Origin of the sequence: Aliidiomarina sedimenti (assembly GCF_003986955.1) — a bacterium.
Taxonomy (GTDB): domain Bacteria; phylum Pseudomonadota; class Gammaproteobacteria; order Enterobacterales; family Alteromonadaceae; genus Aliidiomarina; species Aliidiomarina sedimenti.
Genome location: NZ_PIPN01000002.1, coordinates 374,641 through 388,940 on the forward strand (window position 1 = coordinate 374,641; position 14,300 = coordinate 388,940).

The 14,300-nt window shown below is 52.6% G+C and carries 14 protein-coding genes; 3 read left to right on the plus strand and 11 right to left on the minus strand.

What is annotated here, in order from left to right; genetic code table 11:
* The first annotated feature begins 79 nt into the window (after positions 1 to 79).
* Together yihA and CWE12_RS06390 are read left to right on the plus strand one after the other, a co-directional pair.
* Positions 80 to 724 (plus strand): ribosome biogenesis GTP-binding protein YihA/YsxC, encoded by a 645-nt coding sequence (gene yihA, locus CWE12_RS06385; RefSeq protein WP_126788840.1) that lies wholly within the window; start codon positions 80 to 82, stop codon positions 722 to 724.
* Entirely contained in the window at positions 717 to 1,667 is a 951-nt protein-coding gene (locus CWE12_RS06390; protein WP_275540980.1) for a DMT family transporter, read from the plus strand. The genes yihA and CWE12_RS06390 overlap by 8 nt, the downstream gene beginning before the upstream one ends.
* On the opposite strand, the gene polA is transcribed toward CWE12_RS06390, so the two are convergent.
* From polA to aroE, 5 genes are all read right to left on the minus strand, one after another.
* Positions 1,664 to 4,447, minus strand: coding sequence for a DNA polymerase I (gene polA / locus CWE12_RS06395; RefSeq protein WP_126788842.1), 2,784 nt, complete (start codon positions 4,445 to 4,447; stop codon positions 1,664 to 1,666). The genes CWE12_RS06390 and polA overlap by 4 nt on opposite strands.
* Before the next feature lie 411 nt (positions 4,448 to 4,858).
* Positions 4,859 to 6,052 (minus strand): DUF945 family protein, encoded by a 1,194-nt coding sequence (locus CWE12_RS06400; RefSeq protein WP_126788843.1) that lies wholly within the window; start codon positions 6,050 to 6,052, stop codon positions 4,859 to 4,861.
* Positions 6,053 to 6,090: 38 nt separating this feature from the next.
* Positions 6,091 to 6,810, minus strand: a complete 720-nt coding sequence (locus CWE12_RS06405) for a TetR/AcrR family transcriptional regulator (RefSeq protein ID WP_126788844.1) — start codon at positions 6,808 to 6,810, stop codon at positions 6,091 to 6,093.
* 27 nt (positions 6,811 to 6,837) lie between these two features.
* On the minus strand, positions 6,838 to 8,760 hold the full coding sequence (locus CWE12_RS06410; protein WP_126788845.1) for an SLC13 family permease: 1,923 nt from the start codon (positions 8,758 to 8,760) through the stop codon (positions 6,838 to 6,840).
* 62 nt (positions 8,761 to 8,822) lie between these two features.
* Positions 8,823 to 9,629, minus strand: coding sequence for a shikimate dehydrogenase (gene aroE, locus CWE12_RS06415; RefSeq protein WP_126788846.1), 807 nt, complete (start codon positions 9,627 to 9,629; stop codon positions 8,823 to 8,825).
* Here aroE and CWE12_RS06420 point away from each other — a divergent pair.
* Positions 9,628 to 10,047 (plus strand): group II truncated hemoglobin, encoded by a 420-nt coding sequence (locus CWE12_RS06420; protein ID WP_126788847.1) that lies wholly within the window; start codon positions 9,628 to 9,630, stop codon positions 10,045 to 10,047. The genes aroE and CWE12_RS06420 overlap by 2 nt on opposite strands.
* Before the next feature lie 7 nt (positions 10,048 to 10,054).
* Here CWE12_RS06420 and CWE12_RS06425 read toward each other — a convergent pair whose 3' ends face one another.
* The 6 genes from CWE12_RS06425 to CWE12_RS06450 form a co-directional block, all read right to left on the minus strand.
* The gene (locus CWE12_RS06425; RefSeq protein WP_126788848.1) at positions 10,055 to 10,750 is read right to left on the minus strand and encodes a hypothetical protein; all 696 of its coding nucleotides are present in this window, start codon (positions 10,748 to 10,750) and stop codon (positions 10,055 to 10,057) included.
* A 27-nt stretch (positions 10,751 to 10,777) separates the two neighbouring features.
* Positions 10,778 to 11,620 (minus strand): pseudouridine synthase, encoded by an 843-nt coding sequence (locus CWE12_RS06430; RefSeq protein ID WP_126788849.1) that lies wholly within the window; start codon positions 11,618 to 11,620, stop codon positions 10,778 to 10,780.
* A complete protein-coding gene (gene hemF, locus CWE12_RS06435) occupies positions 11,617 to 12,600 on the minus strand; it encodes an oxygen-dependent coproporphyrinogen oxidase (protein WP_126788850.1) in 984 nt (327 codons plus the stop codon). Before hemF ends, CWE12_RS06430 begins: the two co-directional genes overlap by 4 nt.
* Positions 12,600 to 13,163 carry an L-threonylcarbamoyladenylate synthase type 1 TsaC gene (gene tsaC / locus CWE12_RS06440; protein WP_241984152.1) on the minus strand — a complete coding sequence of 188 codons (564 nt, stop codon included), beginning with the start codon at positions 13,161 to 13,163 and terminating at the stop codon, positions 12,600 to 12,602. Before tsaC ends, hemF begins: the two co-directional genes overlap by 1 nt.
* Before the next feature lie 101 nt (positions 13,164 to 13,264).
* Positions 13,265 to 13,822 carry a DNA topoisomerase family protein gene (locus tag CWE12_RS06445; RefSeq protein ID WP_126788851.1) on the minus strand — a complete coding sequence of 186 codons (558 nt, stop codon included), beginning with the start codon at positions 13,820 to 13,822 and terminating at the stop codon, positions 13,265 to 13,267.
* A gap of 3 nt (positions 13,823 to 13,825) precedes the next feature.
* Positions 13,826 to 14,299, minus strand: a complete 474-nt coding sequence (locus tag CWE12_RS06450) for a DUF494 family protein (RefSeq protein ID WP_126788852.1) — start codon at positions 14,297 to 14,299, stop codon at positions 13,826 to 13,828.
* Between the last annotated feature and the right edge of the window lies 1 nt (position 14,300).

The following is a 14,300-nucleotide window of genomic DNA, read 5'->3' on the forward strand; positions in this document are numbered from 1 at the left end:
CCACCGAGTGTACAATGGATTAGCTGAACGGCACGAAATCCGGCATAATAGCCGCCCAATTTCTGTGCAGAGGTGTAGCGTGACAGATTCAGTAATCAATTTTGGTCAGGCCCAATTTCTGACCAGTGCCCCCGATATCCGTAAGCTCCCTGCTGACCAAGGCATTGAAGTGGCGTTTGCTGGCCGCTCCAACGCCGGTAAGAGTAGTGCGCTCAATGCGTTAACACGGCAACGGCAGTTAGCCCGCACCAGTAAAACGCCGGGCCGCACTCAGCTTATTAATGTGTTTACCTTGTCCGATCACCAGCGTTTGATTGACTTACCCGGATATGGGTTTGCCAAAGTACCGCTTGAAGTCAAACTTAAATGGCAAAAGTCCCTTGGTGAATACCTTCAGATGCGTGAGTGTCTGCGAGGCTTAGTGGTGCTGATGGACATTCGCCACCCATTTAAAGATCTCGATCAGGAACTCATTCACTGGGCTGTGGAGAGCGACATTCCTGTTCTGGCGGTGCTGACTAAAGCGGACAAGCTGAAATCCGGGGCACGAAAAAAGGCGCTCATGGACGCTGAAGAAGCAGTTCCAGGCTTTGGTGGTGATGTCCGGGTTATTACCTTTAGCTCGTTGAACAAACATGGTTTGCCTGAGCTTGAATCAACCCTGAATAGCTGGCTTACCCAGCCTGCTGAGCCAAGAGAGAATGACACCGCACACGATGACTAACTATCCGCTTTCTACCTGGTTGAAGTTATTACTCCTCGCACTGGTCTGGGGGAGCTCTTTCATGCTGATTAAAAAAGGCCTGTTGAGCTACACGCCAACCGAAGTAGCGGCGTTACGCCTGGCTGCGGCAGCCGCCGCGCTAGCTCCATTCGCTCTGTGGCGGCTGCGTACGGTAAAAGGTAAGCAATGGCTGGTGCTGTTATCCGTGGGTATGACGGGTAGCCTGCTCCCTGCTTTCCTGTTTGCGTTTGCGCAAACCCAGCTGGATAGCGGTGTAACCGGCACCTTAAATGCTTTAACCCCACTCTTCACCCTGATTATTGGCGCGCTGTTATTCTCTCAGTGGGTCAGTCGCCGCACCATCGTAGGCCTGGGTATTGGCTTTGCCGGCACCTTGCTGCTGGTTTTAGTCCAGGGCAATGGCCTGGTGGCCTTAAATGCCTACGCGTTATTCATTGTGCTAGCCACATTATGTTACGGCCTTAACCTGAATTTCATCAAAAACTACTTACCTAATTTGAGTCCGGTCACCATTACCGGGGTTTCATTATTGATGGTATTGCCAGTGGCTGTGCTGTACTTAGCCGGCCCAGCCGACGTCGTCAACAAGCTCGCGAGCGGACCGCAAGCCTGGTGGTCACTGCTGGCTGTAGTCACCCTGGGCGTCATCGGTACGGCACTGGCCTTGGTTCTATTTAACCACCTGGTACAGATAGCCAGCGCCATTTTCGCCAGCTCAGTGACCTACCTGATCCCCATTGTGGCCATTACCTTAGGTGTGCTTGATGGTGAACTGATTTCTATCTATCAGGTTGCAGGGATGGCGTTGATCCTATTCGGCGTCTGGTCGGCGAATCGCCAGCCATGTACCCCGGTCGCCGGAGCGAATGCCGCCACGGTCAGTGAAAGTCTGGACGATCTAGAAGCCGACGAAGCGCGCTAGTGCGCTTCGTCCCAATTATCACCAATTCCAGCTTCAGCAACCAGCGGCACATCCAGATCAGCGGCCTCTTCCATCACTGAACAAAGAGCGGGCACAATCCGATCCAGGGCCTCTTCTTTTATTTCAAAAACCAGTTCATCGTGAACCTGCATGGTCATGAAAACCTCGTCCTGTTGCGGCTGTTTCGCTAACCAGTCGGCGACTTTAATCATCGCTCGTTTGATTATATCGGCCGCAGTACCTTGCATCGGTGCGTTAATCGCAGCCCGCTCGGCAGCCTTCTTGCGAGGAATATTACGCGCTTTAATTTCCGGCAAATACAGTCGACGACCGAACAGGGTCTCGACATAGCCTTTGTCCGCCGCCTGCAGGCGGGTACGCTCCATATAGTCCTGAACACCAGGGAAACGCTCAAAATAAGTGTCCATGTAATGTTGGGCGTCATTCCGCCCGATGCCGAGTTGCCGCGCCAGGCCAAAGGCTGACATGCCATAGATTAGGCCGAAATTGACCGCTTTGGCACTACGTCGTTGCTCGCTGCTAACCGACTCAAGAGGCACTCCAAAAACTTCCGCTGCGGTGGCGCTATGGATATCGAGCCCTTTGGCAAAGGCGTCGAGCAGGCTTTTATCCTGCGATAAGTGCGCCATGATACGAAGTTCAATCTGACTGTAATCGATCGCTACTACTTTGTACCCGGCAGGCGCGATAAATGCTTTACGAACACGGCGTCCCGCCTCATTTCGTATCGGTATATTCTGCAGGTTGGGGTCACTGGACGACAAGCGCCCGGTGGCCGCGACAGCCTGGTGGTAGGAGGTATGAATTCGTTGCGTGGTGCGGTTCATGACTTTTGGCAGCTTGTCGGTATACGTCGACTTGAGCTTGGCCATACCCCGGTGTTTCAGAATTAAATCCGGCAGCGGGTAGTCCAGTGCCAGCTCCTGCAATACTTCCTCAGCGGTACTTGGTGCCCCTTTGGGGGTCTTTTTGCGCACCGGTAGTTCGAGCTTTTCGAACAGGATGGCCTGCAGCTGCTTGGTCGAGTTTAGGTTAAACTCCTCCCCCGCAATGGCAAACGCCTCTTCCTCAATCTGGCGCAGAGCCAGTTCAAGCTCTTTACTCTGGATTGCGAGTAAGCCAGGGTCCACCACCACACCGCGACGTTCCATCCCCGCCAGAATACTGAGCACGGGCAATTCCATGTCGACTAACACCGAACGCAGGCCAGGCTCGTCCTGCAGGCGCTGCCATAAAGCGTGATGCAAACGCAGCGTGACATCCGCATCTTCGGCAGCGTAAGGCGCCGCCTCATCGAGTCCTATCTGATTAAAGGTTAGTTGCTTGGCACCTTTGCCAGCTACGTCTGTAAAGGAGATAGTTTTATGATTCAGGTATTGCAGGCTTAGCGTATCCATATCGTGCCGTGAACTAACGCTATTCAGCACATAGGAGGCCAGCATGGTGTCATTAAGGATGCCGCGTAAACCAATGCCGTAGTTAGCCAGAATATGCATATCGTATTTCAGGTTCTGACCTACCTTGCGCGGCGTCGGGTCTTCCAGCAATGGTTTCAGCTCAGCCAGCACCCAGTCCATATCCAGCTGCGCAGGCGCGTCCAGATAATCGTGAGCTAACGGCAAGTAGGCCGCTTCGCCTTCCTGCACAGCAAACGACAAGCCAACCAAGCGCGCATCCATGTAGTTAAGACTGGTTGTTTCGGTGTCCAGCGCAAACACCTCGGCCGCCTTCAGCTTCTCCAGCCAGCGAGTGAATGCCTCTTTGCTCAGTATGGTTTCGTACGCACTGGTATCGATGCTAGCTGTCTTGGTCTCGATGTCGCTTCCCGCTTTGCGTTCGTCAGGCGCGAGCCCGAGTGCCTGGTCAGTCGCGGCGCCCTGCTCAAGTACTTCGCCCAGCCAGCGACGAAACTCGCACTGTCCGTAAAGCTGCACCAGGGCCTCAGTATCGGCAGGCTGAATGGTTAATTCGTCCGGCTTCATGCTCAGGCTAACATTTTCATCAATGGTGGCTAACTCGCGTGACAGCAACAACTGCTCTTTGTATTCCATAAGCTTTTTCGGCATGCTTTTGGCGCCGCGAAAGCCGAGTTCAGTCAGTTTCTCCGGCGCTTCCAGCATCGCATCAATACTCTGCATGCCCTGCAACATCGCCTGTGCTGTTTTATCGCCGACTCCCGGCAGACCGGGAATGTTGTCCGAACTGTCGCCCATCAGTGCCAGGTAATCAATAATCTGCTCCGGCGAGACACCAAATTTGCTTTTCACACCCTCGATGTCGGTAATAGTATCGGACATGGTATTGATTAGGATGGTATGTTCACCAACCAACTGCGCCATGTCTTTATCGCCAGTGCTGATCAGGGTCAGGCGGCCTTCTTTCTCTGCTTGCCGGGCCAGCGTGCCAATAACGTCATCGGCTTCGACACCATCAATACATAGCAAAGGTAACCCCATCGCCTGGACAATTTTGTGCAATGGCGCAATCTGGCTGCGCAAGTCATCGGGCATCGGCGGCCGGTTCGCTTTGTACTCTGCATAAAGGTCATTACGAAATGTTTTACCTTTAGCATCAAAAACCACTGCCATATGGCTTGGTTTGTAGCGCTTCAACAGGCTGCGCAGCATGTTGACCACACCGTAGATCGCACCAGTCGGTTCACCAGCACTATTGGTCAGATGGGGAGGCGCATGGTAAGCGCGAAACAGGTACGAGGAACCATCGACCAGAATAAAAGGGTTTTCAGGGATCTGGGTCATAGCAAAGCCGTCTGATTAAAGAAATTATATAGCGTATAGGATGCCACAAGGCGGCTCTTTTCACCATGTTGACGGGCGCTTGAAGTGATCTGAATAAGCTGTGGATAACTCTGTGGGCAAAACAAAGGCACCGTCTCCGTCAAAAAACAAGGATCCAGTGGGGATTTATCATAATATACTGATTTATAAGGCTTTACGGCTGTAGCCTTTGGTATAAGCAGGTCGTTTTTTTAGAAACTTCTGCTTACTTTAGACTGTGGATACTGCATAGAACACACTGCATGTTCTGTCCTGGTCATTTTCATTCTGTCCCGCTACAGGGTCTAACTAAGCGGGTCGATAAGACTACCACAGGGGGGAATAAGCGCCAGCAATTTTTTGCGATAAAAAGGCCGGCGCTTATAGCAAGAATTAATGAGCCGGTAAATCCAGGGCTTCGCCGTTGATACTAAGCTCACCATCTTCTAATTCAATTAACCAGGGTAACTCACCGCTAATGACTCCGCTTAACGGCATCATCAACATTTGCGGTAAATCAAGAACGTTCATCTGACCATTAAGATAATCACCAAACTCAGCATCGTCGGTACGTGGGAAACCTTCACGCAACCAGAACTCACCGTTGGCTTCAACCCGACCAAAATCCTTGATCGTAGTTTGCAGTTGCTTAATGATTAGCTTGCCGTCGTTTTGCTGAGTTGCTTCCAGTAAAGCGAAATCTGCGCCTTCCTGATCAGCATTTTGCTGAAACTGTTGAAACGCTGCAAATGGAATATTTTCGACCATGACATCTAACTCGAGATCGGCCATAAAGCCCATGTAATCGATTTCTTCGACAGACAGATCAGACTCGAACTGAAGATTATCACCAATCCGCTCTGCCCGGATCTCATTCACAAGCTGGCGCAGGCTCATCTGGGCCTGATCATCCGCATTATTGAAGGCAACATACTCAACGCCCGATTCGCCGGTACTTAGCAAAAGCTCCCCGTCGTCCGGGTCAAGCCGCGTCTGAGCAGAAAAGTGCAGCCCTTCAAAATACACGCCCTCTTTCGCATGAGACTGCTGAGTCGGCGTCACACGCAACCATTCAACCCGTGCCTGGCTATGCTGCTCGTCTTCTTTCAATACAACATCCAGCGCAAAAGGTGCAGCCATAAATACAATATCTGAGGCCTCGTCAGCCATTTCAATCGCCGGCACCTGATAGCTCAGGCGTGCTCCGCCCAGCCCGACTCGGCCATCAAGAATAACAGGTTCACCATTTAGCAAGCGGGTATTAATCGACTCACCGCCTAACGATGCTTCAAGCTCACCGGCGACCGCCGCACCCAAAGCCCCATGACGAAGACGCATAGTGTGAGTAATCACCAGGTTACCCAGCGGCTCTACGTCCATTTGCACCGTAACTAAGCCTTCTGAACTCCAGAAGCCCGTTTCAGTCCATTCAATTTCTAAATCCACTTCAGGTGACTGACTGGCATAGGTCTGGAACTGCTCGCTGGCAACCTCACGCGCTTTGGAGCCGGTGATACCGACCAGTGCCAGGTACACAGCAACCCCAATTACAAGTAGCGCTACCACCCATTTTGCTATACGACTCATGAATATCCCTTCTCTTTTTTAGTAAATTAGGTTAACTGTTAATTTCTGCGGAACAGGCGGTTAAGCACACCTGGCCCCTGCTCGTGCTTGCGCTGCTCATCAATAAAGTTGCGCCAGAGTTGCTCTAAAGCATGCCGTGTAACCTTTTCAAAGTCAGGTTGTAAGACCTTGAAACCAGGCCCTCGCAACAACTTTGCGATACTCGACGGCGGGTTACAGACCTGCCATTGGCCAAGGATAAACGCGTAGCTTTGCATTAGCATAGGTTCAACTTCTTCACTGAACTTATCCGATAGCTTAAAGTGCTCGCGGATCGCTTTGCCGCAGCGTTTGAAGCGTTGTGCCAGCTTGGTCTTGTAAGACAACAACTCTTTGCTATCGATGTTCAGCTCGATCACCGAATGACTTAAACTCGCCAGTGGCCACAAATTAGGCTGTCGCTCCGTGAACGCCATCAACGCGTCGACTAGTTTATCAACTTCATCCCCGCCGACGTAGCTTAATTGTTTTTCAATATGTTGCAGCCAGTCATACAGCTCATCTTCCAGCAACGCCAGATAGATCGATTCTTTGGTATCGAAGTAGATATAGGTGGTCCCTTTCGATACCCCGGCCCGTGTCGCTATGGCGTTCATGGTCGGCAACGCGCCTGGCTTTGCCAGAAAAAGTTCCAACGCGGACTGGACAATACTGTCGCGGCGACGGTCCTTCTCTTTAGCCGTACGGGCGCGTTGTTTGTCGCCAAGTACATTGCTCATCTGTTACCTCATCTATCGCGGTTGCATTTACAATGGCCAGAACAGCAGCAGCGCTGGAATGCCGACGCACAAGACTATCACTTCCAGGGGCACACCGAGGCGCCAGTAGTCACCAAATTTAAACCCACCCGGTCCAAGAATCAGGGTGTTATTCTGGTGACCTATCGGGGTCAGAAAGGCACAGGATGCGCCGATTGCCACTGCCATTAAAAACGTGTCGCTATTCACACTGAGGGCGGTCGCGCTACTCAGTGCAATAGGGCACATGACCGCCGCAGTGGCCGCATTATTCATAAAATCCGACAACACCATGGTAATAATTAAAATCGCCGTCAATGCGATAATGGCATTTTCCTGCGCCACCACAGCAAGCAGAAAGTTCGCCAGCAAGTCTGCGGTGCCGGTACTGATCATGGCGCCAGCAACCGGGATCAAAGCCGCTAATAACACGATTACCGGCCAGTCAATCGCCGAGTATATCTTACGAGGCGCTACGACTTTCAGTGCCATCACAGCCAGCGTGCCAGCGGCAAAGGTAATTGCAGCAGGAAGCAAACCAAATGCAGCGCCTGCGATAGACCCGGCCATCACCAGGCTTGCCAGCATCGCTTTACGCTTATTAGGAACGCGAATCGAGCGCTCCGCCAACGGCACACAACCAAACACCGATGCAAACTCTGCCAGCGCCTCTGAATCGCCTTGCATCAGTAGTACATCACCAGCCCGCAGCCGCGTGTGCCGTATGCGCCGAATATTATGAGTACCCTGGCGTGAAACCGCCAGTAAATTTACCGAATAACGGGTCCGCAATGCCAGCTCGCTGGCGGCGCGTCCAATAATGTCTCCATCCGGTAACACCGCCAGCTCCAGTATAACAACATCGCCAGCCGCCTTTTGCCGCGCGTCTTCTTTTTCATCCGCGGTCTGATCTTCATCATCCAGCGCGTCAGTACCCCGCGAGTAAGCAGTCACCCGACGGCCCATAAAGGCCTTCGGTTTAACTTTCGGCGACGGATTCACTGCGTCCTCTTCCTCTCCGTTGTCCTCCTCGCGTTTGGGCCGCTGACTTTCTTCAAGTTTTAACCCCAGGCTGGACAGCGCAGCACCAAGACTTTCCGGATCCGCTTCAATGACCAGAACATCTTCTGCTTTCAAGCGACGCTGAGGATGCGGAGCCGTCACTTGCTCGTTGCCACGCAAAATTCCGACCACCTGCGCATCATGTTCGTCTAGCGATTTTTCCAGCTCATTAATGCGCAGCCCTTCGGCTTTACTGCCTTCACGGACCCTGACTTCAGTAATATACGCCGCAGTATCGAACCCCGAGGCGTCGGCCCGCTCCCGCGCCGGCACTAAACGCCAGCCAAGCAAGGCAACAAACACCACACCGGCGAGAGCAATTAAAGCCCCGACGGGCGTGTAATCAAACATAGCGAACCCAGATTGCCCGTTTTCGATACGAAATCCGGAAACTATCAGGTTGGGAGGGGTACCAATTAACGTGGTCATACCGCCAAGGATTGAGCCGAACGACACCGGCATCAGCACGCGGCCAGGCGGGAGCTGCAAACGACTGGCTAACTGAATAGCAATGGGCATCAAAAGCGCCATCGCTCCGACGTTATTCATAAAGGCTGACATCAGCGTGGCGAGCCCCGTCAGCATTGCAATACTGAAGGTCGGCCCGGACTGTTTAGGAAGGACTTTTTGTGCCAGCACGTCAACGGCGCCGGATGCCTGCAGTGCACTACTTAACACCAACACACAGGCCACGGTGATAACTGCAGGATGGCCAAATCCGGTAAATGCACTATCTGCCGGCACCAGGCCAAGAAAGACGCAGGCGAGCAATGCCCCCAGCGCAACCATGTCATGGCGCCAGTTGCCCCAGATAAACATTACCATGGCAGCCAGCAGTACCAGCAAAATCAGAATTTGGTCGAGGTTCATAGCGCGCCGTTAATATCCTTTTTGCCTTAGCTTAGCAGTATCGCAAAGAAAGCTCGCTCGTTTTACACGCGCAGTGTCTGCAGCGCCTGTTCAATGTCAGCCTGCACACCGGTCCACAGCTTAAAACTGGCGGCACCCTGAGCAACCAGCATACCCAGGCCATCACTGACCTGAGCAGGTTTACGTAACAGCGAGCGGGCCGTTTGCAGAAAAGGCACCGCAGCATCAGCGTAACTCAGATCATACGCCAGCCGTGCCTCAGTAAACCACTCGCCGCGCAGATTCGCGACCTGTCCGCCGTGGCCCCCCGCGGAGGCATTTATAATGATATCAAACGAAGCCCGTTCATCGGTTTCGGTATAGCAACGTAAGCGCTCGTCAGCAAACCGGTCAACAAGCCGGTGTGCCCTTTCAACCGTCCTGTTGCTGATAACAACGCTCGCCGGGCCAGCCTCCAGTATGGGTTGCAGAATCCCCTGTACCGCGCCGCCAGCGCCGAGGATCAAAATGCGAGTGCTTGTAATCGAACCGAGCAAACGCTCGAGGTCCGTTAACAGACCCTCACCATCGGTGTTGTCTGCCAGCAAGCTATTGTTTTTGTGCAAGAGTGTATTCGCAGCACCCGCCCGCAACGCCCGTGGAGTCGCCTGGTCAGCCAGCGACAGTGCCGTTTGCTTATGCGGTAAGGTAATATTGGCGCCGACACCACCGGCGGCAAAAAACTCACGGAGCTGGTGGGCGAAGGTTGCACTGGGTGCTAAAATAGCGCGGTAATCGACTGCCAGCCCTGCCTGTTGCGCAAACAACTGATGCAATCTGGGAGACACGCTGTGCGCGATAGGATCGCCGAAAACCGCCAGAGGTATCATGTTTTCTCGCTTTTTTGCTAAATCTAAGACAGAGGACCCTTACGCAGGCTCGCAATATAGCCAGCTTGGCGGAGACCCCGGCGTCGAGGCCATGGCCAATCGATTCTACGATATCATGGAAAGCGAGCCTGCTGTGCACGCTTTACTGGCGTTGCATCCGCAACCGCTCGATAGCGTTCGAGGGCGTTTCTTTGATTTCCTCAGCGGCTGGTTGGGCGGGCCGCAACGCTTTGTCGAAAAGTATGGCCATCCACGTTTACGCGCTCGCCATTTGCCTTTTAAAATCGACGAGAGCATGCGTGACCAATGGCTTTACTGCATGTATCAGGTCATTGACGAACAAGTTGATGACACCCTGCTTAAACAGCAGTTACGCGCTCAGTTCACTCAACTTGCTCATCATATGATCAACAGCTAAGCCGCTGTTAGTCTTTTTCCTGCTTTGCTTTCAAGCGTTCAATACGTCCCTGATAGCCTGTTTTAGTCCCATCTTTCAGACCATAATCCAGTGCTTGCTCACAGACCGAAATGGCTTCGGCATATTGCCCGCGTTCACCCAGCACACTGGCATAATGTTTGAAGGTACTCACCTGCGGTAACTTCCCGCCATTAACCTGCGCCAATCGCTCCCGGATATGCTCGAACTCATCCAGATGTGCCTGTGCATAATGCATCAGTGCAATCCGGCCTTGCTCAGTATCGCGTTCGCGATAGCAGGTATCGACAATTTGCTGGTACAAACGATGTCGCGCTAACGGATCGGTTGTTTCGGCCAGCCCCGCCGCCTGCGGTTCTACTTCGCCCGGTACTGGCGGTGCGCTGTTGGTAGCAACACCAGCGCCGGCTGCCCGTTCAAGGTCACTCTTGGTAGCCTCACCAGCCTTTTCAATGTGTGCTTTTTCGGCCGCTTTGACTGTCGCTTGTTGCGCTTCCGCCTCACCTGTAGCGGAGGCTTCAATAGCAGTACTGTCCGTTTGTTCTGTTCTGGTTGTCTCTGCTGCCGTTTTCTCTGCTGAGTGAGTAACAGGTTCACTATTATTCACCTGGCGTTTAACCACTATACTTCTGGCCACTATTGCCACGACAGCAATAACAGCAACGAACATTAAAAAGTTAATCATCGGTAGAGTCCCATTTACCAATGCAGATTAACGTTTGCGGGCACGAAATCCTGGTTTACCCCGTTTCTCTGCGGTTTTTGCCTTGGCTCCGCGTGGTGACCGCGCCTTTGACGGACGTTGTTGCACCACAGGTGGCCGAGAAGCTTCTTCTGTTTTTATAGAGTGAGATAGCACTCGCTCCAGTACTGCTAACTCCTTCCCGGCTAATTGCCGGTACTCACCTACGGCCAGGTCGCCTAACGCAATGTGCATAATGCGCACCCGCTTCAAAGTGACCACTTCGTGACCAAGGTATTCCGCCATACGCCGAATCTGCCGGTTTAAGCCCTGGGTTAAAACGATACGCAGGGTTCGACCGGAGATGCGTTCCGCAACACAAGGTTTGGTTACGGTGTCCAGGATCGGTACGCCGCTGCGCATCTGTTGCAAGAAGGCATCATCGAATCGTTCTGCTAAGGTAACTATGTATTCTTTCTCATGTTCGTTACCTGCACGCAATATTTTGTTTACAATATCACCATCATTAGTGAGTAAAATCAAACCTTCTGATGGCCGATCGAGCCGACCCACCGGAAAAATGCGCTGCGAATATCCCACCGCATCGACAATATTACTGCGAACTTTTCGCTCCGTAGTGCAGGTCACACCCACTGGCTTGTGGTAGGCGAGATAAACACGGTCGGGCTTTTTACCCAGCGGCTTACCCCGCACCTCGACTCTGTCATCCGGCCCCACGCGGACGCCCATCTCGGCCACCGCGCCATTCACTTTGACCGCCCCATCGGCGATCAGCTTGTCCGCTTCACGCCGTGAGCAAATGCCCGTTTCACTGATCCATTTATTCAGGCGGGTACCGTTCGCATCGCTCACTTTAGCCAGTCCTGTGGTTGCAGGTATCGTTCATACAGGCGCGCTTCGTCGCTGTTTTCTTGCGGTTGATACATATACTCCCAACGCGCCAGCGGCGGCATCGACATCAGAATCGACTCTGTTCGGCCACCGGTTTGCAAACCAAACAGCGTTCCGCGGTCATACACCAGGTTGAATTCGACATAACGGCCACGGCGATACAGTTGAAAGTCCCGCTGCTGCTCGGTGTAGGGCTCGTTTTTACGGGCTTCGACGATAGGAACATAGGCTTTGACAAAATGGTCACCCACCGAGCGCATCAGGCCAAAGGCATGTTCAAAATCAAGTTGGCCGCCTGGATTTGTGTTCAGATCATCAAAGAACAGCCCACCGACGCCCCGTGTCTCGTTGCGGTGCGGAAGGTAAAAGTAGTCGTCGCACCAGTGTTTAAACTTGTCGTAATAACCAGAACCAAACGGGTCACACGCGGCTTTCGCAGTTTGATGCCAGTGGATAACGTCGTCTTCGCGGGGATAAAAAGGTGTTAAATCAAAGCCACCACCAAACCACCAGACCGGGGCTTCACCCTCTTTTTCGGCGATGAAAAACCGAACATTGGCATGGCTGGTAGGAATATGCGGGTTGTTCGGGTGCAGCACCAGCGACACACCACAGGCATGAAAACTTCGTCCGGCAAGTTCTGGACGATGCGCTGTTGCCGACGCAGGCATAGTCGCCCCATAGACATGAGAGAAGTTGACACCGCCCTGCTCGAACACCGCGCCGTTCTTGATAATTCGCGAGCGGCCGCCACCACCTTCTTGCCGGGTCCAGCTGTCTTCTTCAAACTGTGCCTTGCCATCTGCGGCGGCCAGCGTTTGGCAGATATGGTCCTGTAACTCAAGCAGGTACGTCTTCACCTGTGCCAGATAGCCATGCTCATGACTGGACTGTTGGCCAGTGGCCGGTGACTGAGCTTGCGATTCAAAGCGGTCTGACATTAACGCAGTACCTTATTAGTCAATGGGTTAATAATAGTGCTCGGGGTTGTGGCGCCACCCACTGGTGCATCCATTACCCACGCCACCTGATCACTAAACTGTTGGCGGACTTCGTCTGCTGTTGTGCATGGCGCTTTGCCGCTTAAGTTGGCACTGGTTGATACCAGCGCTGTACCCAGAGTTTTGCAAAGTTGCCGGGCAGGTTCGAAGGCAGTAACTCTGACCGCTATGGTGTCATGCTCCCCACGCAAAAATTTAGGGACATCATCACGAGCGGGCAGCACCAAGGTGGTGTGGCCAGGCCAATGAGAGAGCACTTTAAAGCGAACATCCTGGCCAATTTTGCGGTCATCCACATAATCGAGCAACTGACTGTAATTGGCCGCAATCAAGATCAGCCCTTTTGCCGCATCGCGCTGTTTCAATGCCAGCAACTTACGTACGGCGACTTCATCATAGGGGGCACAGCCCAGGCCGAACACAGCCTCTGTCGGATACGCGATTACGCCATGATTCAACAATGCCTCACGGGCTTCAACGAATTGCTCTAACTGCTCGTTCACCGGGGGTTCTCCTTAATCGCGCTAACGTTGAGCCTGTTATTTTTGCAGGTATAGCGCGGGACAATCGCGCGTTTAACAAAACACAGGTGAATAGTTGGTTATTATAAAGGCTTTGACTTGTAATCGCAGGTCTTTTGCGGACAACTCAGGCGTTTACCTGCGGCAGATGCTTTTTCCACCAAAACCGGATAACCACAGTCCGGACAGGGCTGTGCAACAGGCTTTTGATTGAGCGCGAACTTGCAGCTTGGGTATCTGTTACATGGGTAAAAGTGTTTACCAAATTTATTTGTTCGTTCAACCAACTGACCCTTGCCGCATTGCGGACAATCGCACAATGGGCTTTCAGGGTCTGGCTCCGGATCTGCCATGTAGTCGCACAACGGAAATCCACTACAACCGATAAAGAACCCATAACGGCCTTTTTTCAGTAACAGGGGTTTTTCACACAGGGGGCAAAAGCTATCAGGCAGAGGCTCGGGAGCGAATGCCTCTTCTTCATGCAGAGATCGGGTATATGTGCACTGGGGGTACGATTTACACCCCCAAAAGCTGTTTTGGCCAATATGCTTAATAACTAAAGAGCCCTGACAACGAGGACAGGGCTCCGAGTTATTCGACTCAGCCAACTCAAATAAGGTATCGTCGCGTCGACTCATGGCCTAGTGAAGGAAGCCTTCTGGCTCTTCAAACAGTAACCCTTCCATTTGCGAGTAGGCATCTTCCCGACCTGGCACATTGAAAAGTACCATCAGCACGACCCATTTAAGATCTTCCAGACTAAATTGCTTGGCATCCAGCTCCATTACCCGATCCATCACCATCTCACGGGTGCTGAAATCGAGTACGCCGATTTGCCCGAGGTACATCAGGAAGCCCTGGCTCGATGTATCTAAGCGCGCCTGCTCATCGGCGGTAAATACCCGAAACGCGGCCTGAGGCGACGTTTGCAGATAGGGTGTTTTACCGCTGTCCTGTAAGTCTGCAAGACGCTCTAGCCACGCCAGTGCTTTATTGATTTCCTGGTGGTGAAACCCGGCCCGAGTTAACTCATCGGTCAGTTCTTCGTGGTCGACAACCACTTCCATTTCTGAATGAATGTAGTTCTCAAACAAGTACATGAGGATATCAAACATC